Source organism: Methylophilus sp. 42, from assembly GCF_000384155.1.
Lineage (GTDB): Bacteria > Pseudomonadota > Gammaproteobacteria > Burkholderiales > Methylophilaceae > Methylophilus.
The window spans coordinates 432234-454964 of the sequence record NZ_KB913031.1 but is presented as its reverse complement, the minus strand read 5'-3'; the positions used below and the strand labels follow the sequence as shown (position 1 = coordinate 454964).

Annotated in this window: 21 protein-coding genes; 10 read left to right on the top strand and 11 right to left on the bottom strand. The window is 52.6% G+C overall.

What is annotated here, in order from left to right:
- Positions 1 to 9: 9 nt before the first annotated feature.
- The 3 genes from MET42_RS0102070 to MET42_RS0102060 are packed head-to-tail and all read right to left on the bottom strand — an operon-like array spanning position 10 to position 3627.
- Positions 10 to 993, bottom strand: coding sequence for an XdhC family protein (locus MET42_RS0102070; protein ID WP_019881069.1), 984 nt, complete (start codon positions 991 to 993; stop codon positions 10 to 12).
- Between the two features lie 4 nt (positions 994 to 997).
- Positions 998 to 3160 (bottom strand): xanthine dehydrogenase family protein molybdopterin-binding subunit, encoded by a 2163-nt coding sequence (locus tag MET42_RS0102065; protein ID WP_019881068.1) that lies wholly within the window; start codon positions 3158 to 3160, stop codon positions 998 to 1000.
- Between the two features lie 11 nt (positions 3161 to 3171).
- Positions 3172 to 3627: a (2Fe-2S)-binding protein gene (locus MET42_RS0102060; RefSeq protein WP_019881067.1), complete on the bottom strand. Its 456-nt coding sequence runs from the start codon at positions 3625 to 3627 to the stop codon at positions 3172 to 3174.
- Between the two features lie 281 nt (positions 3628 to 3908).
- On the opposite strand from MET42_RS0102060, the gene MET42_RS0102055 reads away from it, so the two are divergent.
- On the top strand, positions 3909 to 4916 hold the full coding sequence (locus MET42_RS0102055) for an NAD(P)-dependent alcohol dehydrogenase (RefSeq protein WP_019881066.1): 1008 nt from the start codon (positions 3909 to 3911) through the stop codon (positions 4914 to 4916).
- Between the two features lie 10 nt (positions 4917 to 4926).
- Here MET42_RS0102055 and MET42_RS0102050 read toward each other — a convergent pair whose 3' ends face one another.
- The 5 genes from MET42_RS0102050 to MET42_RS0102030 all read right to left on the bottom strand — a co-directional run bounded on the left by MET42_RS0102050 (position 4927) and on the right by MET42_RS0102030 (position 8720).
- Positions 4927 to 5631 carry an MBL fold metallo-hydrolase gene (locus tag MET42_RS0102050; protein WP_019881065.1) on the bottom strand — a complete coding sequence of 235 codons (705 nt, stop codon included), beginning with the start codon at positions 5629 to 5631 and terminating at the stop codon, positions 4927 to 4929.
- 166 nt (positions 5632 to 5797) lie between these two features.
- The gene (locus MET42_RS0102045) at positions 5798 to 6217 is read right to left on the bottom strand and encodes a DUF6691 family protein (RefSeq protein ID WP_019881064.1); all 420 of its coding nucleotides are present in this window, start codon (positions 6215 to 6217) and stop codon (positions 5798 to 5800) included.
- A gap of 9 nt (positions 6218 to 6226) precedes the next feature.
- Complete coding sequence (locus tag MET42_RS0102040) at positions 6227 to 6652, bottom strand: YeeE/YedE family protein (protein WP_029512292.1); 426 nt, start codon at positions 6650 to 6652, stop codon at positions 6227 to 6229.
- 51 nt (positions 6653 to 6703) lie between these two features.
- The gene (locus tag MET42_RS0102035; protein WP_019881062.1) at positions 6704 to 6925 is read right to left on the bottom strand and encodes a hypothetical protein; all 222 of its coding nucleotides are present in this window, start codon (positions 6923 to 6925) and stop codon (positions 6704 to 6706) included.
- A 217-nt stretch (positions 6926 to 7142) separates the two neighbouring features.
- Positions 7143 to 8720: a Na+/H+ antiporter gene (locus tag MET42_RS0102030; protein WP_019881061.1), complete on the bottom strand. Its 1578-nt coding sequence runs from the start codon at positions 8718 to 8720 to the stop codon at positions 7143 to 7145.
- 279 nt (positions 8721 to 8999) lie between these two features.
- Between MET42_RS0102030 and MET42_RS0102020 the strand changes: the two genes are divergently transcribed.
- On the top strand, positions 9000 to 11312 hold the full coding sequence (locus tag MET42_RS0102020; protein WP_019881059.1) for a bifunctional diguanylate cyclase/phosphodiesterase: 2313 nt from the start codon (positions 9000 to 9002) through the stop codon (positions 11310 to 11312).
- Between the two features lie 125 nt (positions 11313 to 11437).
- A complete protein-coding gene (locus MET42_RS0102015; protein ID WP_019881058.1) occupies positions 11438 to 11677 on the top strand; it encodes a hypothetical protein in 240 nt (79 codons plus the stop codon).
- A 327-nt stretch (positions 11678 to 12004) separates the two neighbouring features.
- Here MET42_RS0102015 and MET42_RS0102005 read toward each other — a convergent pair whose 3' ends face one another.
- Positions 12005 to 13480, bottom strand: coding sequence for an iron-containing redox enzyme family protein (locus MET42_RS0102005; RefSeq protein ID WP_232411236.1), 1476 nt, complete (start codon positions 13478 to 13480; stop codon positions 12005 to 12007).
- A gap of 194 nt (positions 13481 to 13674) precedes the next feature.
- Between MET42_RS0102005 and MET42_RS0102000 the strand changes: the two genes are divergently transcribed.
- Positions 13675 to 14661 carry a class I SAM-dependent methyltransferase gene (locus tag MET42_RS0102000; RefSeq protein WP_019881054.1) on the top strand — a complete coding sequence of 329 codons (987 nt, stop codon included), beginning with the start codon at positions 13675 to 13677 and terminating at the stop codon, positions 14659 to 14661.
- 4 nt (positions 14662 to 14665) lie between these two features.
- Here MET42_RS0102000 and MET42_RS0101995 read toward each other — a convergent pair whose 3' ends face one another.
- Positions 14666 to 15175: a YgjP-like metallopeptidase domain-containing protein gene (locus MET42_RS0101995; protein ID WP_019881053.1), complete on the bottom strand. Its 510-nt coding sequence runs from the start codon at positions 15173 to 15175 to the stop codon at positions 14666 to 14668.
- A gap of 207 nt (positions 15176 to 15382) precedes the next feature.
- Here MET42_RS0101995 and MET42_RS0101990 point away from each other — a divergent pair, with 207 nt between their 5' ends.
- From MET42_RS0101990 to MET42_RS0101975, 4 genes are all read left to right on the top strand, one after another.
- Positions 15383 to 15562 (top strand): hypothetical protein, encoded by a 180-nt coding sequence (locus tag MET42_RS0101990; protein ID WP_019881051.1) that lies wholly within the window; start codon positions 15383 to 15385, stop codon positions 15560 to 15562.
- Between the two features lie 260 nt (positions 15563 to 15822).
- Entirely contained in the window at positions 15823 to 17334 is a 1512-nt protein-coding gene (locus tag MET42_RS14310) for a PAS domain S-box protein (RefSeq protein ID WP_019881050.1), read from the top strand.
- A complete protein-coding gene (locus MET42_RS0101980; protein ID WP_019881049.1) occupies positions 17306 to 17749 on the top strand; it encodes a response regulator in 444 nt (147 codons plus the stop codon). Before MET42_RS14310 ends, MET42_RS0101980 begins: the two co-directional genes overlap by 29 nt.
- A gap of 2 nt (positions 17750 to 17751) precedes the next feature.
- Positions 17752 to 19488, top strand: coding sequence for a bifunctional diguanylate cyclase/phosphodiesterase (locus tag MET42_RS0101975; protein WP_019881047.1), 1737 nt, complete (start codon positions 17752 to 17754; stop codon positions 19486 to 19488).
- A gap of 47 nt (positions 19489 to 19535) precedes the next feature.
- On the opposite strand, the gene MET42_RS0101970 is transcribed toward MET42_RS0101975, so the two are convergent.
- Complete coding sequence (locus MET42_RS0101970; RefSeq protein ID WP_019881046.1) at positions 19536 to 21356, bottom strand: alpha-amylase family glycosyl hydrolase; 1821 nt, start codon at positions 21354 to 21356, stop codon at positions 19536 to 19538.
- Positions 21357 to 21586: 230 nt separating this feature from the next.
- Here MET42_RS0101970 and MET42_RS0101960 point away from each other — a divergent pair, with 230 nt between their 5' ends.
- Together MET42_RS0101960 and MET42_RS0101955 are read left to right on the top strand one after the other, a co-directional pair.
- Entirely contained in the window at positions 21587 to 22450 is an 864-nt protein-coding gene (locus tag MET42_RS0101960; protein ID WP_019881044.1) for a bestrophin family protein, read from the top strand.
- Between the two features lie 25 nt (positions 22451 to 22475).
- Positions 22476 to 22712, top strand: coding sequence for a DUF2789 domain-containing protein (locus tag MET42_RS0101955; protein WP_019881043.1), 237 nt, complete (start codon positions 22476 to 22478; stop codon positions 22710 to 22712).
- Positions 22713 to 22731 lie beyond the last annotated feature (19 nt).

Below are 22731 nucleotides of genomic sequence, written 5' to 3'. Positions count from 1 at the left end.
CAATTTCACTCAAGCCGCAGCCAGATTGGCACTGGCTTGAGCGAGTCCGACTTGTTGCAATTGTGCCCGCGCCTGAATCAGCTCAGCCAGAATAGAGACGGCAATTTCGGCTGGCGTGCGGCTGCCTATGCGCAAACCGACCGGGCCATGCAGGCGATTCACTTCCTGCTCGCTTAAATCAAAACTGCGCAAACGCTGCTTGCGTTTTTCCTGGTTTTTCACTGAGCCCAGCGCACCGATATAAAACGCATCTGATTTAAGCGCCTCCAGCAAGGCCATATCATCCAGTTTGGGGTCATGCGTCACTGCCACAATGGCTGTGTGTGGATCAGGTGCGATGTCGAGCACCACATCGTCCGGCATGCCCGCTAGCCACTCTGCGCCTTCCACATGCCATTCTGCACGCATGTCTTCACGTGGGTCGCAGATCATGACATTAAAATCCAGCGCTTGTGCCATGGCTGCCAATACCGAGCCTAACTGGTTGGCGCCTATCACCAGCAGGCGCCATTGCGGGCCAAAGTAGCTGTGGAACCAGTCGTTGTCCAGATACGGCAGGCCTTCTGGCAGCACACGCTGATGGCGCACCTCGCCGCTATGCAGGTTGACTGAACGCTTTAACAAACGCCGTTGCGACAAACTTTCCAGCATGGGTGCCAGTTGCTCGGCCTGTGTGAGCGGCTCGGCAAAAATCTTCAGTTGCCCGCCACAGGGAATCCCAAAGCGCTGCGCTTCGTCCTGGTGGATGCCGTATTCGAGAATGGCTGGCCGTGTGGGCAACTGCTGCTGCCGCGCTTTATCTGCCAGGTCATCCTCAATACAACCGCCCGATACTGAACCGACCAGATGACCATCTTCACGCACCACCAGGATGGCGCCCGGCAAACGTGGTGCCGAGCCCCAGGTCTGGATCACGGTAAACAGATGCGCACGATAGCCTTGTTGCAGCCAGTCACTGGCGCGTTGCAGTACTTCCCAATCTGACGATTGCATAGACTTAAGCCAGTTGGTCGCCTATGGGTAAACGGCGGATGCGCTTACCGGTTGCCGCAAATACTGCATTGGCGACAGCAGGCGCTAATGGCGGCACGCCAGGCTCACCGACGCCGCCCATTTTTTCTTTGCTCGCGACGATATGCACGTCCACCTTGGGCATGTCTTTCATGCGCAATACCTGGTAGTCATGGAAGTTAGACTGCACCACTTGCCCGTCTTTAAAACTGATTTCGCTACTCAATGCTGCACCCAGCGCATAAGCCACAGAAGACTCCATTTGCGCCTTCACGCCATCCGGGTTCACCGCCAGGCCGCAATCAATGGCGACCACTACGCGGTGCACTTTGACTTCGCCCTCTTTCACAGAAACCTCGGCTACTTGCGCCACATAGCTGCCAAAAGATTCGTGTACGGCAATGCCACGGAACACGCCAGACGGTAATGGTTTGCCCCAACCCGCTTTATCGGCCGCCAGGTTCAGGGCGGCCAAATGGCGCGGATGATCTTTCAGCAATTGCCGTCTATATGCCAACGGATCCTGCTTACTGGCATGTGCCAGTTCGTCGATCAGGCTTTCCATGACAAAACCGGAATGGCTATGACCGACCGAGCGCCACCACAACACCGGCACATCACTTTGCACCGAATGCAGATGTACCTGATGGTTGGCGGTGCCTTTGACATAAGGTGAATCGGCCACGCCTTCTACAGAAGTCGCATCAATGCCATCCTTAATCATCACGCCTTCAAACGGCGTGCCTTTAATGATGGACTGCCCGACCAGCGTCTGTTGCCAGGCCAGTGGTTTGCCTTGTTGATCCAGCGCCACGGTGGCGCGGTGCACAAACATAGGCCGGTAAAAACCACCTTTGACATCATCCTCACGGCTCCAGACAGTTTTCACTGGCAAGCCAGCCGCTTTGGCCACTTCCACTGCCTCAGATACAAAATCGGCGCGCGGATTGGCGCGGCGGCCGAAACCACCTCCGAGGAACTGGGTATGAATTTTTACCTGATCAGGTTTCAACCCCAGAATTTTGGCAGCGGCAGCCTGGTCGGTGGTTTGCATTTGCGTGCCCGTCCAGATGTCGCAGCCTTGATCTGAAATTTTGACCGCGCAATTGAGTGGCTCCATCGGCGCATGTGACAAATACGGCAACACATACTCGGCAGTGATAGTGTGCTTGGCCTGTTTGCTGGCACTGGCAATATCGCCCGCCTTCGCCGCTTGCACACCTGGCTGCTGTGCCAGGGCCTGATATTGTTTCAATAGTGCCGCAGAATCCGGTTTGTCATGCCCGTCCAGGTCCCACGCCAACTTGAGTGCTTCTCGGCCTTGTTTGGCCGCCCAGTAATATTCGGCAATCACTGCCACGCCTGTTGGCACTTTCACCACTTTAATCACACCGGGTACCTGGCGTGCCGCGCTATCATCTACGCTTTTCAGTTTGGTGCCAAATACCGGTGAGCGCGCTACCATGGCCACTTTCAAGCCATCAAACTGCACGTCCTGGCCAAACTTGGCAGTGCCATTAATTTTTTCCGCGCTGTCCAGGCGTTTGGTGGCCTTGCCAATAAACTTCCATTGTTCCGGTTTTTTCAAGGTCACGCTGGTCGGCGTTTCCAACTGGCTGGCCGTCTCAACCAACTGGCCATAGGTCAATTTTTTCTTGCCGTTAATCACCGCACCGTTTTCGGTACGCAAGCCTGCGACAGGCACATTCCACTGCTTGGCTGCCGCCTGCAACAACAAGGCACGCGTTAAGGCACCTGCCTGGCGGTAACGGTCAAACTCTGACCAGGTGGTCGAAGAACCACCGGTAATCTGTATGCCGTAAGCGGTATGAATATAGGCCGGTGCGGCCGGTGCGTGCTCGACCTTCACCTTGCTCCAGTCTGCATCCAGCTCATCGGCGATCAGCATCGGTAGCGTCGTCCACACGCCCTGCCCCATTTCACTGTGTGCCAGCATCACCGTAATACTGTCATCGGCACCTATGCGCAAAAACGCATTTGGCGCAGGCAAAGGCATCGCTTCAGCGGCATTAGCCACCCCCATAAACCGTTTGGCTTGCGGGATACTAAAGGCCACCACCAAACCGCCAGCCACCAGCGCGGTGCTTTTAATAAAACTGCGGCGCGAGAGATTAATCATATCGTTCATGGTGTCTCTCCTTAGGCCAGTTTGGCAGCAGCTTCATGAATCGCTGTGCGGATACGTTGATAAGTCCCGCAACGGCAAATATTGCCACTCATGGCCGCATCGATATCGGCATCGCTGGGTGTGGGATTCTGCTTGAGTAACGAGGTCGCCGACATGATCTGGCCAGACTGGCAATACCCACACTGCACCACATCAATCTGCTGCCAGGCGGCCTGTACAGCCTGGCCGACTTTGTCTTCCTGCATGGCTTCTATGGTGGTGATTTTTTTGCCTACCGCGGCACTCACCGGCGTCACGCACGAGCGGATAGCCTGGCCATCCAGATGCACGGTACAGGCGCCACATTGCGCCATGCCACAGCCAAACTTGGTGCCAGTCATGCCAGCCACATCGCGAATCGCCCATAATATGGGCATATCGTCACTCACATTGAGATCGGTCTCTTTGCCATTGATATTTAGTTTCATCGGGTAGGTTCCTTGTGAATATCTGTTGTGCCTGATGGCTAAACCAATCTGAACGTTGGCTATGATGAAAAATATACTAACATACACATCTGTATGTATGTGTGTTTCATGCACGATAAAACAGGAAATTTAACGATGTTAAATTTTATCTACAGGCACGCTATATAAGGCCGTATATAACGAAGGGGCTGAGAATTTACATCGTCATCACAACACGGCACAATCCAACTATCACACGCATCCGATGATGATAATCATCACATTCATTGAGGAGACCAACAATGAGCAAAGCCATCATTGTGCAACCCGGCGGCGGCTACCAAAACGTGACTATAGGCAACCGTGAAGCGGCCGCCCCCAAAGCAGGCGAGATCACGGTCAGGCTACATGCCAACTCGCTGAACTATCATGATTTTGCCGTGGTTAGCGGCATGTGGGGGCCGACTGAGCCACGCATTCCGATGGCCGACGGCGCCGGGGAAGTGATTGCCGTAGGCACAGACGTCACTGAATTTAAAATAGGAGATGCTGTAGTCAGCACCTTCTTTCCCACCTGGCAATCAGGTGAGCCACTGGTTGAAGGCTTTGCCACCGTGCCGGGTGATGGCATTGATGGTTACGCCCGCGAGCTGGTCACCGCATCGGTAGCATCCTTTACCCTAGCCCCCAAAGGCTGGAGCCATCTGGCATCCTCCACCCTGACGACTGCGGCCCTTACCGCATGGCGGGCCCTGATGGCAGATGACCACCTGAAACCGGGCGATACCGTACTAGTGCAAGGCACAGGCGGCGTGTCTATTTTTGCGCTGCAATTTGCCAAACTGGCTGGTGCCACCGTGATTGCCACTTCGTCCAGCGACGCCAAACTGGAGAAACTCAACGCCCTGGGCGCAGACCACCTGATTAATTACAAAAGCACGCCGCAATGGGGCACACTGGCGCGTGAAATATCGGGCGGTCGCGGCGTCGACCATATCGTCGAAGTGGGTGGTCCGGCAACACTGGAACAATCCATGCTGGCGGCCCGCGTCGGCGGTCATGTGTCTGTCATCGGCATTCTGACCGGCCTGGCAGGAGACTTTCCGCTGGTGACTGCACTGATTAAGCAATTACGCCTGCAAGGCGTGCTGGTAGGGAATCGTGCGCAGCAACAAGCCATGGTGAAAGCGATTGATGCCAACGTTATGCAACCAGTGGTAGATAAAGTATTTGCAGTAGAAGAAATCGTGCAGGCGTTTCAATACCAGGAAACCAACCAGCACTTTGGCAAAATCTGCCTGCAGATTTAATATTTCAAACTTATGACGACTGATTAACCGCCAGCCTGCCGCACGCCTGGTTGGCTGGCAGTGCCACCGCCATTTGTGCTGGATACCCCAGTTTCAGGTTAGCCATCAGCGCCACGAACGCCGCACGTGAAATTTGGCCACCCAGGCGCGGATTGTCCTTTTTTTCTTTACCCACCGTGGATACCGTTTGGCCGTGGTAATCATGGCCCGGATAAACCAGGGTTGCCTCTGGCAGGCTGAAAATTGCACGATGCACACTGTCGTATAACTGTCCTGCATCGCCCTGCTGAAAGTCGGTGCGGCCACAGCCATTAATAAGCAAAGCATCGCCGGTAAAAATGCGGTCACCCAGGTAGTAACTCACGCAACCGCTGGTGTGGCCAGGCGTGGAGCGTACTTCAATATCCAGTGAGCCGACATGCAAGTGCATGCCATCGGTGACCAGCAGATCACCACACAGCACCCCCGCGTCACGGTGAACGACGCTTTGACTACCCAAGCGCTGGCGTAGCGCATCCGCCCCGGTCACATGATCGGCATGTACATGGGTTTCTAGCGTATAGGCCAGCGTTAATTCCTGGGTATGCAAAACCTCAATATAGCGCGCGATCTCACTTTCAACCGGGTCAATTAACACCGCCTGCCTGCTTTGTTCACACGCTAGCAGATAGGTATATGTGCAACTCTCTGCTTCAAAAAGCTGTTGAAAAATCATGTGCCGGCTCTCCTAAGAAATATCTTTATGAGAAATCAAGGCGGCACCAACGCGCTGACTGGTGCTCAGGGAAAATGACACGACTAGCATCCGTAAAAAGAGGCATGACTGCCTGCCAAATGACCAAGTATGGGTCGCACGCACGATGGCGCAAGAAAAGAAGAGATTAAAGCCAGCCGCGTCGCACGGCCAGCGTATGTAGCGCCATGCCCGCCAGCATACTGGCGACAAATATCCACACCGCAGCACCACCAACCAATATCGAGGCAACTGCCGGGCCGGGGCAAAAACCAGCCAGGCCCCAGCCGACCCCAAACAGTAATGCACCTATAACCAATTTGCGATCAATCAGATGGCTGGCAGGCAATTGCATAGGCAAGCCCAACAGACTGCGCGACTGTTTGGCCGCAGTTTTAAACGCGAAAAAGCCAATGGCAATCGCCCCCAACATCACAAACGCCAGTGAGGGATCCCAATCACCACTAATATCCAGAAACGCTAGCACCTTGGCCGGGTTAGTCATCCCGCCGACAATCAAGCCCAGGCCAAAAATCACGCCAGCGAACAATGCAATCAACATCACCATCATGCGCTCCTATCCTGCCACCAGCACATGGCGTACCAGCCATACCACCAGCATCGCTGTCAGCATAAACGTCAACGTCGCCACCAGCGAGCGTAACGATAAGCGCGATAAGCCACACACGCCATGACCACTGGTGCAGCCAGATCCCAGCCGAGTGCCAAAACCCACCAGCAGGCCGGATGCAATTAACCAGGGCGTACTGGTAGCAATCTGCATGGCGGGCAATGGCGTAAATAGGGCATACAACAGTGGTGCCACCAGCAGACCGGCAACAAAGGCAAAACGCCAGGCACGATCACTGGCAGCCGCCGACCACAGCTGGCCAACGATGCCGCTGATACCGGCAATCTGCCCCAGCCAGCGGATTAACAGCAAGGTAGAAAAGCCAATCAGCAAGCCGCCAATCAGTGATTGCAAGGGGGTAAATGTGCTCATACGGTGACCCGGTCGTTAAAAGTGAGGCGATGATCTGGCTATCGTGGCGAATTAATCTTCTTCGTCTGCCGTATCTTCATGTGCCACAGCTACCTGGCGGTTGCATTCAAACCCTGCTTTTTCAAGCACCACGCGATAATCGCAACTTGGTAAATGCCCTTCCAGACGGCCATTGATTTTGGTGGTTTCCTGCTTGCAAAACGCGCAACGATAACGATGCGCCTGTCCTTCATAATGCTCTTGCGGATAATCAATATAAAACAGTCGTTTCATCATGGACTCCTTATTTGCAACAGTGATCAGCCTATGCTACGCCGACGACCTCTGGCTGGCAATACACAAAAAATAGCCTGCAGCAAGGATTTTTGCTAATTATTTTCAGCATACAGATTTTAATCACCCCTGTTTTTAGTCATTAAATCAATCAGTTAAAACACTCACCCACAACACATCTGAAAAGTTATCCACAAAAAATGTGGACAGCGTTGCCTTATCCCCGGCTATGCAATGCTGCTATTTCCTGGATATCCAGATCACGCTCCATCATATGCAATAGTTCATCATGAATCTGTCCGGAACGATGCAGCTTCAGCAACTCCTCACGCCCGGCGGCCACTGCGGCCAGCACCACATTAAAATGCGCTTTACGGATATCGTCTGGCAACATGGCGTCATTTTTATGTTTGTCTGACAAGCTTTGGCGATAACCATATTGTTCGAGTAATCGTGGATGCTGTAGCTTGCCTTGTTCGTCATAAGCCAGCTTGTTGACCACTGCATATTGCGCCTGCTCTATACGCGCCCAGGTTTGCGGCTCATTAAGGTAAGTACGTTCATGGGCCGTGGCTTTTAATTTGAGTACGCGTATCACCCAACCGATGCTGGTACCCTGAAACAATACGGTGACTAAAATCACGGCAAACGCACACAGCAGCATCAAATCACGCCCCGGCACCTCGGCAGGCACCGCCAGCGCGGCCGCCAGTGTCACCACGCCGCGCATGCCGGCCCAACTGGTCACAAATGATTCACGCCAGCCGCCTGAGGCAGACCTTGCGTGTTTGCTGAATAATCCAGCCAGCCCATCGACGGCAAACACCCAGACAAAGCGCGACACAATCACCACCACCAGGACCAGCAACACCTCCAGGCTGTAATCAGCAATTGATTTGCTACCGTCGGCAATACGGTCCCACACCCCACGCAAGGAGAGGCCTATGAGGATAAACACCAGCGACTCAAAGACAAAAATCATGATTTCCCAAAACGCGGCACCGCGACGTCTGGCGGTGGCCGTCATGATTTCATGCTGGTGCCAGCCCAGCATCATGCCGTAGGTAACCGTCGCGATGACGCCCGAAACACCAATATGTTCACCCACCACATAACAAATCCAGCCCGGTAAGGCAGAGGCGAGAATCATGAGCTCGGTGTCATGCAAATAGCGCAAGGTTTTATAGACCAGGTAGCCAAACGCGGCGCCCAGCAGGATGCCGCCGACGCTAAGCCAGGCGAACTCCTCAACCGCCCCCGCCATGGAGAACACACCGGTCAGCATGGCCACAATCGAAAACTTGTATAACACCAGGCCGGTTGCATCATTGAGCAGGCTTTCACCCTCCAGCAACACCAGCAATTTGCGCGGTAACGCCACCCGTTGCAACACCGCCTTGGCGGCGATGGCATCCGGCGGTGACACAATGGCGCCTAAGGCAAAACAGGCTGCCCACGGCAGGGCCGGCGTCAAACTATGCAGTGCCAGCCCAACCACCAGGGTGGTAAATAGCACCGCGCCTATCGCCAGCAGCAAAATCCCCACCAGGTGGCGCCTGAATTCATGCCACACCGTGAAATAAGCGCCCGCCATCAGTAGTGGTGGCAAGAAAACCACTAACACCAGCGCAGGATCAATCTCAAACGCAGGCAAACCGGGGATAAAGGCGATCAGTGCGCCACCGATTAACTGCGCCACGGCAGGTGGCCAACGTAGCTTTTTCGCCAACACTTCTAGCGCAATAATCGCCACCAGAAAAAATAGAATCAGATTGAAATAAAACGCGTTGGACATAAATATGGATGCTCTTGTATGCGCGCAAAGCCAACAAGAAAACACTTTCGAATACAAAAAATCAAATGAGATGACGCTGTCACTGCGTGACTTAGAGGCGCTGGATGAGTGTAATAGAAAACATCCGCAGACGTTTCATTAAATCACGTAAAAGCAATTTAACGACTGGCTCACCCCATCTGCAATCACTTTTAAGCACCCGCCAATAAAACATATATTTACATGTGTTATTAAAGCAGTGTTTAATGGCGCTTCGATCTGCTTATGTGAAGTACAGCCATGCAATGGAGTCATCATATTTCAGCCGTTATTTCATTGGCAGCACGCATGACGCCGCCCTGGAAAGTCTTTTGGCTGGCTGGGCTGGTTGCCACAGCTTGCCTGCCGCTTGTTAGTCGGTTCGGACTCAGGGATAGCTGGTTTTTTCTGATTGCCATCCTCAGCGTGAGTGCCATCTGGTTGGGCATTTGGCGACAGCGCCCGCAACCATGCCAACCATGGTTGCAATTCGCGGTCGCTATCAGCGCACAATGCCTGGGTGGGCTCATAGAAGCGAATACCGATGCCAGTGGACACTTTGGCCTGCAACTTTCACTGGCTGATGTGTGCCTGCTCACAGGGCACCTGGCGTTGGTGCGCAGCTTGTGGCAACTCGCCTGCCAGCAACATCCGCAATTTCCACGTCATGGTTTTTTTCAGGGCTGGATCCTGGCCACCAGCCTCATGCTCATCGGCTGGCAATTCCTGTTTTTACCTACCATCCTGCATCATGGTTTTTCGCTGGATCGGCCGCAGATTTTCCGCATGCTGTATCCCTCACTGTCGTTTATTGAACTCGGCATGCTGCTATGGCTATGGACCAGTAGCAACGTATACGCCTCGCGGGTATTTTTGCAGCTTTGCCTGGCCATTCTGTTTTTTGCCATCGGTGAATGTGTGTTTCATGGCACGAGCAACAGCCTGGCTGTACCGCATGACATTAACCTGATGTGCTGGCTCATAGGCTATGTCAGCTTTGGCAGTGTTGCCTTGCACCCGGATATAGCGCAGCTCGGCCATCCCAGAGCCAGTGAAGACGATCGCCATGCCCACCATATCTTGACGATGCTATTACCGCTGGCCTTGCTGTTTCCGGTCGCGCTGCTATTACGCTATTTCCAGGCATTACATCCTGCCACCATCGGCATTTTGTTGGGCTTTTTCATTATCTTTATCATCGGCTGGTATCAGCTCAGCACCACCTTACAAAATATCATTGAGGTTAAGCAGCAACTGGAACAGCAAAACCGCACCGATTATCTGACCGGCATCCCCAACCGCAATTATCTTGAGCAAGTGGTTGAGAGTAGCATGTATTCCACGCGTGTACTGCCGCATAGTATGAACGCGATGTTGCTCATGGATATCGATGGTTTCAAAGCCTTTAACAATATTTTCGGCTTTGGCCTGGGTGACCTGATTTTAAAAGCCGTCGCCAAGCGACTACATCACAACAGCCAGGCGCAAGGCTACCACTTCGCCCGTGTCGACGGTGACGAGTTCATTGTGCTCATGCTCAACGTGCCTGAAAAAGCCATCGTAGAACAGCAAGCCTGGCATATTCACCAGTTGCTGGAGCAACCCTTTATTGTCAATGGGTTAACTGCCAAAGTCAGCTGCAGCATAGGCATCTCAATGGCAGACTCTTTCACCAAACACGCTTTTTCCAATATGCAACGCGAAAGTGAGCGCGCACTTTTGAGGGCAAAAGAAAATCAGTCTCAAGTCGAATGCTACCAGGCTATCCGCGACAAACCGGCAGACAAAAGCTGGATTATCAGTGAATTCCGGGAAGCCATACACGCGCGGCAAATCGTGGTCTACTACCAACCCAAGGTGCATTTGCAAACGCAAACGGTGATCGGAGTAGAAGCCCTGGTGCGCTGGCAGCATCCGCTACGCGGACTGATTATGCCAGGTGAGTTTGTGCCGCATATCGAAAACACTGACCTCATTCATACCCTGTTTAAACTGGTGTTACATGAATCGACCCGCCAGTGGCAATTGTGGCATCAACAGCAGCTTGACCTCACTATTGCAGTCAATGTCACCGCCCGCGACCTGATGAACTTTGACCTGGTGAAAGAGGTAGCGCAAGCGCTGGAAAAGCATGCCATGCCTGCCAATCACATAGAGGTTGAAATTACCGAGTCGAGCGCGCTCGCTGACCCCAGGCGCGTCAAAAAACTCCTGTCAGACCTGATCGCGCTCGGCATCAAAATCAGTATTGATGACTATGGCACCGGCTACAGCTCCTTACTTTATCTGCAACAACTGTCTTTGCACTATCTCAAAATCGACCAGCAATTTATCCGCGAAATGCACCACGACGCCTCCAGCCTGGCCATCGTATGCTCGACACTGGAGTTGGCAAAAAACCTGCACATAGAAGTGATTGCCGAAGGCATCCATGCCGCCGTGAGCGTGCAACAACTCAAAGCCTTGGGCTGTTACGGCGCCCAAGGCTTTCTATTCTCGGAACCGGTACCTGCCAGCGACATTCCGGCCACCATCCGTCGCATTGAGTCTGCCTGCTATGACATTGAGTCATGAGCCTAAGCCATGAACGCAAGACCTGAACTCCGCGCGCCAAACTGCCTCTAACAGACATGAAGATTAAACTGGCGACAGAATTAGTTTAATATGCTGCCAGTGATGGCAAAAACGCAGGAGTTTGTATGTTTACACTGAAAAAATGGCTCTGGACACAATGGCAGAAACTGCGTGGCGCAGACCGCGCTTACGCTAAATACCTGGCACATTTTCAACATTACCAGGCACAAGTCGTTGATGACGAACTACAGCAATCGCTCAATATTCAACCCATGAGTAAAGAGGCTTTTTTAAACGCCTGGCAACACAAAGGCTTGAAACCCGCGGGCAAATCTTGCGGCTGTAAAACAGGTGGTTGCTGCTAAGGGGCTGGCATGGAAATGATCAGTACTCACTCAGGCAAATTGCGCGCCATTGGTTACGACGCAGGCAAGCGCCTCTTAAGAGTAGAACTCGAAAATGGCAGCGCGCTGGAATAAGCCAATGTCGGCGACAGCATTTGGCGTAACCTGAAAAATGCCAGCGCACAGTGGAGCTATTACCGCGACAATATTGAAGAGGAATTCACCGCCAGCCGCGTCGCAAGCAAGGCAAGCGCCAGCGGCAAAAATCCGCTGGATGATTTATTTGGCTAAGCCTTGAAGCACCAGTGGTGAAGAACCTCTCAACAGTATTGGGCGGGCACGTTTTAATCAATCATCAGTTTGCCCGTATGGCGCATCGACATACGCCTTGAAATAACGTGTCGCACACAAGCCCAGCGGTGTATGGTGCTTGGCAGGCGATAACCAGTCAATCAGGAAATCCATACGCTTTTGCCCCAAACCTTGCAGATAGCGCTCCAGCGATAATTGGTCCTGATGAAAGTCATTGTCCACCTGCAATGCCTGAGCAACACGGCGACCTGAACGCAAGTCGTAAATATTGCCAGGCGGGTGCCCTTCAGGCGTCTTAGGCAGGGATTGTTTCTCCGCCATTCGCCAAGGCGCGCCCAATCGCGCCAGTCGGGGCAAGCGCTCAAGCGCCTCACCCGCAATCCAGTCATACAGCACTTGTCTCTCATAAGCAGTGAATACGCCGAACATCGGCGCTTTATCCGCCGCAATCATTTGCCAGAAACGGCTCTGTTCAGGGTCTTGATGGCGTGTTATCCAGCCAGTTTTTTCCATCACAGATAACAACCTGGCCACCTGGTCGGCATCAGCCAGCCACGCATTGATGGATTTATCCCCAATCACACAATGGTTGGCATGCATATACTGGCCAATACTGGCTTTGCTTTGCAGCACGCGGACCACTTCAGCCAGCAGGTCAAAGTGTTTGATCAGGTCCAGCGTACCGAGGCCGGCGTCATTTAACTTAACCCCTGCCACAATGCGCGCCATATAGTTCTGTACAGAACCAAACGTAGGCATCGCCTCGCTGACGGCATCAATCGCCGCCCTGGCATGCCCGCTATGGGCGTTATCAATGGTGGTATGCAAGGTAAAGTAATAGGGGTCGATATTCAGCTCTTTGAGTTCATATGCCGTGATCAGCAAATGTAGCGGCAACTGCTCATAGCCCAGATTAAAACCAATCACTTCTGGCAGATGTGTTTCAACATTTGCGGCCAACGCCAGTTGCACAGCGCCTTGTGTGAAAAACTTGTCGTCCAGCGTGCGCCAGTCATCACACTCATTCACTTTCAGCAGTTTGCGGTATAGCGCCACATGATTCATGGCTTCAACGCCATTGCCCAACTCTTCCAGATAAATTTTTAACAAGGAGGTAAAGCGCGTGTCCTGCCAGTGGCGCGTAAAGCCATATAGCCAGGCCCCATCAACCATCTTGGTCGGCGCGACTGCACGCAGAAAATACAAGGCATGCGATTTGCTACTGAAATACCAGCGGGGCTCGCCTGCTTTTCTGGCGGCAAGATACTCCTGGTACTGTTGGCCGATTGCCGCATGTTGCTCAAGCAACCACGCCTCCAGTTGCGCAGGATGTGTGGGCACATTGGTGAAATGATGGCTGGTTTCCTGCAAATTGGCGGCCAGAAAACCCAGGCTATCTGCCCGGCCCTTGCTAAAACCGGAAGGCGCCAACAGTGAAAAGTACATAGACTTGGCGGACCAGTCTTGGACTGTTTGCTGATGCTTCCCGATTTGTTTGCTGATGACTGACATCGCTGCGGTCTCCAATGCATTAACCTGCCAGATGGAATAGCCCAAATGGAATAGCAAGTAGAAAACACATAAGTTACGCAGATATGATCAAACGCTCTATCAGACGATGTATGAGCGTCATGTAGGAATTCGCTGATTAAACAGAAAGTAACATTCTGTTAAGCTACCAACACTCACCTCTAAAGGACGGCATCGTGGAAAAACACCTCCATCCCCCATTAGAACAGTTACTGCTGGCGCTCTATGAGCGTCACTACAGCTTTGTGACGGTAACCCCGGCAACCCATCATCTGGTGAACCAGCGGTCGGGCAATGCCTGGGCAAAAAGCATTCAGGATATCTTCGGCTGGAACCGGCCATTCAAGCAAGAAACGCTAGACGCAGCGCTATTTGCACGCATGAAAGAAGCCAATATTTTGCGGCCAGTGGCGCAAGGCTGGCAGTCGCAAGTGCGCGTTTCAAGCATTCAAGACAAGCTGTTTTTACATTCCAGCTTTCCGACTGACGCCGCCGATGCCGTGTTTTTCGGCCCGGACACCTATCGCTTTATCAATGCCATGTATGGTGCACTGTCGACATTGCAAGGCAAAGTACGGCGCTGTGTCGATATTGGTACTGGCGCGGGTGTCGGCGCCATTTTGCTGGCTGAAGCATTGCCTTATGCCGAGAGCATAGGCGTAGATATCAATGCCAAGGCACTGGCGTTTGCCGCCATCAATGCCAAAGCCAATCGCATTAGCAACGTAGCGTTCCACCACAGCGACCTGCTGCACGACCTGCCTGGCGAGTTTGACCTGATAGTTTCCAACCCGCCTTACCTGGTCGACCCATCCGCCCGCGCTTACCGGCATGGTCACGGCCCGCTGGGGGCACAACTGTCGCTGGATATTGTTGAGGCGGCGTTAGCCCGACTGGCACCGGGCGGCATCCTTATGCTTTATACCGGGGTCGCCATCATTCACGGGCATGATCCGTTCATCGAGGCCGTTAAACACAGTATCAAAATGGCAGGATGCACCTATCAATACACAGAAATAGACCCGGATATTTTTGGCGAGGAACTAGCTACAACCGCCTATGCACAGGCAGACAGAATTGCCGCGGTCTGGTTACTGGTAAACAAACCGACCATTGAAAGTGACGCCTTGCTACAGTTAATCAGTGCCGCCGCCGATACATAAGCGTTTACTCACTTTCACTTAACAGCAGCGACAACAAATACACACGGCAATCAAACTCATATTGCATATAGTTGGGTTCCATATGCAAACACAGCTGGTAAAACGCCTTATCGTGGTCACGCTCCTTAAGGTGCGCCAGCTCATGCACCACAATCATCTGCAAAAACTCCAGCGGTGCCGTTTTAAAAAATGCCGAAATACGGATTTCTTTTTTGGCTTTGAGCTTGCCACCCTGCACGCGCGAGATTGCTGTGTTCAAGCCCAAGGTCTGCTTTTCAACCGTCAGCTTGTTATCAAAATGCACTTTATCAAGTAACGGCGCATTTTTTAAATAGCGCTGTTTGAGCTCAATACAAAAGTCATACAAAGCTTTATCACTTTGAACGGCATGCACCTGCGGATAGCGTTGTTGAATATAAGTCCCCAATTGTCCCTGCGCATGCAATTGCGTAATTTTCGCACGTAAATGGGCGGGGTAACCAGGGAGGTATTGTTGAATCAATGCAGCAGACATGCTGTCATTTTAATCAGCAGACAGCCTTGCAACAACCCACACATGTTTTTGCCTTGGTCGAATGTCGTGTTCTGACGAATATCGCCTGTATATAGGCCGCAAACTTTGCAGCCCTCACATTACTCAAACATGAAAGGCCTTGATATAAGCTAAACACGCACGCTCAAAGCCTGTTAGAGTAAACACATCTTGTGAAGGGGACCGACCATGACCAAAGCACTCAAAGAAGCAACACTGGAGGCACATTTAGACGCGGTTGAAAAACACAAAGCGTTGTTAGAGCAACTGCACCTGAATGGCAACCAGCACTTGGACGAAGTGAATAACTCACTGCAAACACTCACATTGACCCTTGAGGAATACCTCAAGATTATTGGCATCCCATAACATCCCAACAGTTTCACTGTTGAGGCAACATTCATACTTTGTGCCTCAACGTCATACAGCCATCTCTTCTCGTGGCTCAATCCAGTCATGTGGACAAAAAATATCGTCACAAACATTGGCCTTACACATTGCATTCCCAACAACGTCATGGATATACTTGAGCGTAAATAGAACAAAGTATCCGTAGCACGCATTCCAGAGACACTCGAAGTTAGATTCACACTCGCCAGACAAGTTTTGTTGGTGCAAAGGGGTTGGTCATGCATGATGACATTGGGGATATCGAACGGGCCAATCTGCGCTTGCGCCAGGTGGTGGAAGCCGCACCTACGGCGATGGTGATGGTCAATCACACTGGCATCATCGAAATGGTGAACACCCAGACAGAGAACATCTTTGGCTACAGCCGGGCCGAGTTACTGGGCCAGTCGATAGATATCCTGCTACCCGAGCGATTCCGCCGTCAACATCCACATCACCGCGCATCCTTTTTTTCTGACTTAAGCCCACGTGCCATGGGGACTGGTCGCGACTTATTTGGCCGCCGCAAAGACGGTAGCGAGTTTCCGGTAGAGGTGGGCCTTAACCCGATTGAAACGGATGATGGCATTAAGGTGCTATCAGCCATTACCGACATTTCGGCGCGTAAAAGAATGGAGGAGCGTTTTCGCCAAGTGGTTGAAGCTGCCCCCAACGCCATGGTGATGGTGAATAAAGGCGGCATCATCGAAATGGTGAATAACCAGACAGAAAGCATCTTTGGCTATAGCCGGGTTGAGTTACTGGGTCAGTCGATAGATATCCTGCTGCCCGAGCGATTCCGCCATCAACATCCGCATCACCGTGCTTCGTTTTTTTCTGACTTGAGCCCACGTGCCATGGGGAGCGGACGCGACTTATTTGGCCGTCGCAAAGACGGTAGCGAATTCCCGGTAGAGGTGGGGCTGAACCCGATCGAAACCGACGACGGCGTCAAAGTACTGTCAGCCATTACCGATATTTCTGCGCGGGTAAAAGCGGGTGAAAAACTGGCGGAACACCGCGATGAACTCGAGCGCAGCAATAAAGAATTGGCGACCTTTGCCTATGTCGCCTCGCATGACCTCAAGTCACCGTTGCGCGGTATTTTCCAGATTTCGCACTGGATTGAAGAAGACCTCAACAATGGTCAAATCGATGCCATCCCGCAACACATGGACATGCTACGTGGCCGCCTGCGCAGAATGGAGCGCCTGCTGGATGACTTACTGGCCTACTCGCGCGCCGGGCGCATGGAAGGCAGCGTCAGCCAGGTCGACCTCGGCAAATGGGCGCAAACTGTTTTCGAGCTACAAGCGCCGCCCGACGGGTTCACCCTGGCAGTAGACCCAGACTTGCCCACCTTTACCACGCTTGCCACGCCGCTGGAGCAAGTGCTGCGCAACCTGTTTGCAAATGCCATCAAGCACCATGATAAAGCGCAAGGCCGCATTCAGCTGAGTGGTCGCACCGCCGGCAAAGGTTTTTATGAATTCAGCGTCACTGACGACGGGCCGGGCATTTCGCCAGAATACCAGGAGCGTGTCTACATTATGTTCCAAACCCTGCGGCCACGCGATGAAGTAGAAGGTAGCGGCATGGGGCTGGCGCTGGTGAAAAAGATTGTAGAAGCCTACGGTGGCAACACCAGCATTGCTTCTGACGGCATCCGTGGCTGTGCTATCCGGTTTACCTGGCCAATCAATATAGAGGAGAGGCTGACCCGTGCAAATCCTGCAGAAGCAAAACTATAAAGAAGTCACCTTACTCATTGTTGACGATGACGATATTGACGCCATCGCCCTGGAACGGGCATTGCGCAAGCTGCGGCTGTTAAACACCGTGCTACGTGCGCGCGATGGCCGCGAGGCACTGGAGTTATTGCGTACCGGCGCCGTGCCAGCGCCCTATATTATTTTGCTCGACCTCAATATGCCACGCATGAACGGCCTGGAGTTTCTGCAAACCCTGCGCACCGACCCATTGCTGACACATGCCGTGGTATTTGTACTCACCACCTCAAAATCAGATGAAGACCTGGTGGCCGCTTATCGCAACCATGTCGCAGGGTATGTCTTCAAGCAACACATGGATCGCGACTTTCTTGAAGTCATCGGCTTTATTGAGCATTACTGGCGCTTGGTCGAACTCCCCGTCACAAAGGAATAAACATGCGATTGCTACTTGTTGATGACGATGAACTGGACCGCATGGCAGTAATCCGCGTATTGCAAAATCCCAAACTGGTCAAAGACATCGTGCAGGCAAATACGGCCGTGAGAGCGTTGAAACTGTATGATGAAGATACCTTTGATGTCGTGCTGCTTGATTACCGCCTGCCCGACATGGAATGCCTGGATGTCTTAAATCAGCTCACACAACACACCGAAAAACATGCTGCCGTCGTCATCCTCACCGGCATGGAAGACAACGAAGTCATAGAGCGCAACTGTATTTTCGCCGGTGCGCAAGACTTCCTGCTTAAGAAGGAACTGTCAGAGCGGCACCTGACCAAGGCGCTGGTGCACGCACAAGCGCGCCACGCACTCAACAGCAAACTGATTGATACCCACAAACGCCTCAAATACCTGGCTGAAAACGACCCCATGACCGGGTTATCCAACCGCTATTATTTTGAAGAGCATCTGCGGGGTGCGATTCAGCGCGCACATCGCCTGAACTTCCAGCTCGGCCTGATTTACCTCGACATTGATAATTTTAAATTAATCAACGATAGTTCAGGCCACGACTCCGGTGACCAGTTATTGCAGCAGATTGCACAGCGATTACTGGCCGTCGTCCGCGAAGGCGACGTGGTTTGCCGCCTGGGCGGAGACGAATTCGCCATCGTCGTCCACGACCTGGATACCGAAACCTCGGTCGGCGCGCTGGCGCAACGTGTGCTCGAGAGCGTGCGCGAACCCATCACCCTCCACAACACCGAACATTTCGTCACCTGTAGCATCGGCATTGCCACATACCCCAAGTGTGCGCTCACTGCGGAAGACATGCAAAAGCGCGCCGACCTGGCGATGTACCAGGTAAAACGCGAAGGCCGCAACGGCTTTCACTTTTACAGCGAAGACCTGCAAGACCAGATTCTGCACAGAATCATGCTCGAAGGCGAACTGCGCTCGCAACGCCTGCAAAATCAGCTGGTGCAATATTATCAACCAGTGATTAACGCACAAAATTTCCAGATCTGCGGCGCAGAAATGCTCATGCGCTGGAACCACCCGAGCAAAGGCCTGTTAGCGCCGATTGCGTTTATTGATATCGTTGAAGAGCTCGGTTTCCTGGCTGCGATTGATACCAAGAACAGGCGCCTGGCCTGCATGCAGGTCGCGCAATGGCGTAACGACGGACTGATCGATAACGCATTTGTATTAGCGGTCAATGCCAGTGAGCAACTGCTACAACAAGAGAGTATGTTCAGCGATATTCAACATGACTTGGCCGCCGCAGGCCTGCCGGGTGAATGCCTGTCTATAGAAGTCACCGAAAGCGTATTGGTGTCAGACTTCGACAAAACCTCCGCCGTGCTTAATCACCTCAAGGCCCTGGGCGTACAAGTCGCGCTGGATGACTTTGGCATCGGCTATTCATCCATGTCTTATTTAAAACGGCTGCCTGCCTCGGTCTTGAAAGTCGATCGCTCGTTTGTGCAAAACGTGCCTGAGAGCGAAGCCGACAGCCGCATTTTAAAAGCCCTGATCGTTATGGCGAAAAGCCTGGATCTCGATGTGATTGTGGAAGGCATAGAGACCATAGAACAAGCCAGCCTTTGCCGTGAGCTAGGAGCGGATATGCTGCAAGGTTTCCTGTTCTCAAAACCACTGTCGCCGGATGACTTTGCCGCGTTTTTAAAAGGACACGACCCGGCAGGCCATCACCTCAATATGCCTTAAATCATGGGCTTTGCCTGCACGCTGTCGTCATAGCGCAGACCACAAAGCTACTTTTCCTGCGTATAGATCAGGCAACTGTAAGCGCCGATGGTGATGGCGGCTGAAAACGCATGGCCATCGTGCGCCTCGTCTTGGGCCGTGATATCGCCGGAAGGCGTTTCGTCCAGTTGCTCGCTATATAAAGTCGCGTCACTATTAAAACGCAACGTCCACTCGCCAGGCTGCGGCAAGCCGATCACATAGTGATCTTTACGCCCCTCAGCAAAATTAAATACCACAACCACATCGTCACCGGCACCACCTTCTTGCCAGCGGTGCATGGCAATCAGTTTGTCATTATCATTGACGTGATACACGGCGGTGTGTTGCCCGCTCAGGCCCGCAGAATACCCATTACGGTTTAAGCGCAGGCTGATCAAATCGCGGTAGAGGGTGGTGATATCGGCATATTCCTCTGCGCGATGCCAGTCGATAGGGCGGTCATCACGAAACCATTGGTCACGCAAAAATTCCTGGCCCTGAAACAGCATGGGGATACCCGGCGCCGTCATCACCAGCGCCGCGCCCAGGCACGAACGCTTGATAGCGTAACGCCCAGGTTGCTCGCTGGGATCGATCTCAGACACCAGTCGCTGCTTACCATTCGCCACCTCATCGTGTGACTCGGTATATACCACACGCTCAAACGCATCGTCGTTATAGCGCTTGAGCAAAGCGTCACGCACCGCGGGCATAGAGCGGTTGGCATCATCGACCTCAATCAGCGCGGTGCGTACCGGGTGCACAAATGCGGCATCCCACTGGCTGCTGAAGTGCGCCCCGCCATCCTCATGTTTCAGCGTCAGTTCTGCGCTACTTTGCAAATCTTCGGCAATGGTAATTTTGCCAGGGTAGCGCCGCTCCACCTCGCTGTTGATCCATTGCAGCAAGCTCCAGCCTTCTACAATCATTTGCTGTGCACTCGCCTCGACACTGCGGATATACAAGGTCATGTCATAGCGCAGACCATCGGCGTGATAATCGTCCAGCCACATCATGGCATTATCAAAAATATACTGACGTACTTCGCCACGGCCATAGTCCGGCCGCGTATCGCCCCACGGCGTCGCCGAGCGCCAGTCGTTATAAAAATAAATGCCGCCCTTGCCGTTCTCCTGCCAGCCATCAAACTGCCACAGGCTGATGTCAGACGGCCCAAAGTGGTTGTACACCACATCCACAATCACGGCGATGCCCAAGTCATGCGCGGCGGCAATAAAGCGCTTGAACGCCTCAGGTCCGCCATAAGCGCTCTCCACCGCATACGGGTGCGCCGGGTTATACCCCCACGAATAATCCCCGGCAAATTCGGCAATCGGCATCACCTCCACCGCATTAATGCCCAGCGCCTGCAGGTGCGGTAGCCGCTCAATCGCCGTATCAAATGTGCCTACCGTCTCGTCTTTGGCGTTAAATGTGCCAATGTGCAGCTCGTAAATCACCAGCTCGTTCCATGGCGGCATTTGAAAATCAGACCCAGGCTGATCAAAAAAATCCAGCGCAGGCACCACCGCATTGCCCGCAGAGTTAGTGACAACTCTGGCATAAGGATCTATGCGTTGCAGTTGCTGCTCGCGATTGATCAAATGATATTGGTATTCATCGCCAGGCTTGGCATGCGCCAGGTCGGCATACCAGTAACCATTGCCCTCGCTCACGCAAGGGTCAGCGCCAGCTTGCCAGTCATTGAAAGACCCGATTACCGACACCTGCTCAGCATGCGGCGCCCACACCCTGAAAGCCACGCCATCAGCATGCGGAATCGCCCCCATGCCAGGGAGAGGGTCAATACTCGTTTCAGATTGCAATGCATTGTTGCTAGATACCATGATGAACAACCTCCAGAGAGAAATGAATGCGAATAATGAATACAGCTCGCGCAGCCCGGACGAAAGACTGGCCGATAACAGGAGTGTAAAGAACCCAGACAGCAACAAAAAAGACGATCTATTCTGACATTGCTGTCAGTATCGTCTGTCATGCGTCGCGCCCCGTGCAAGCGGCCATTATTCCGGTCGCCATGTTAAACTGGCTTCCAGTTTTCAACAGGCAACACCGCATGATTCAATACAACCCCAAAGACTGGATTACCTTCATCTTCCGCTTTCACGAATCGGACACCTTCCGCCAGCTCATGCCCATGATGCTGTTGATTGGATGTTATGCAGGCGGCATCGCCTACCTCGAAATCGAGTACTGGAAACTGGCCGACAGCAGCCATGTGAAAAATCTGTCCTTAATCCACACCACCGTCGGTTTTGTGTTGTCATTGCTGCTGGCCTACCGCACCAACACCGCCTACGACCGCTGGTGGGAAGGCCGCAAAGCCTGGGGCACACTGGTCAATAACAGCCGTAACCTCGCCATTAAACTATCAGCCTTTTTAACTGACGAAGAAGATAAACAATTCTTCAAAAAAATCATCCCGACCTTTGCCTCGGTGCTTTCCAAGCACTTGATGAATGAAGAAGTCAGCAAAATGCTGTTTGAAGGGCTGGACCTGGAGATCGACCACCACGAACACCACCCCAACCAGATCGCGCAGCGCCTGTTTCAAAAAGCCAACGAGCTCTACGCCACAGGCAAAATCAGCGGTGACCAGTTGTTTATCATCAACGACGAGCTCAAATCATTCACTGAAGTCTGCGGCATGTGCGAACGTATTAAGAATACGCCTATCCCATATTCATACAGCGCGTTTATCAAGAAATTCATCTTCTTCTACGTGATGACGCTGCCGTTTGGCTTTGTATTCAGCCTGGGCTATTACGTGATTCCAGTCGTGGTGTTTATTTTTTATGTACTCGCCAGCCTGGAACTGATTGCCGAAGAAATTGAAGACCCGTTTGGCACCGATACTAATGATTTGCCGACCCCCAAAATGGCGGCCAATATTAAAAAACACGTGGAAGAATTACTTTGAATTAACGACTTTAGGAGTCAGCCTCATGGAAGCTTCATTGCACACACTGAATAATCTATTCGCCCAACTCGGCTTGCCGAATATGGACGCCGAGATCGAGAGCTTTATTAAAACGCACAGCCATCTGGCGGGTTACATTTCGCTGGCCGAAGCGCCCTATTGGACACCCGCACAGGCCGCATTTCTGCGTGAAGAGATATTGAAAGATGCCGATTGGGCAGAAGTCATAGACCAGCTGAATGCCAGATTGCATGCAAAGTAAATCATCCCTCGCATAGCGT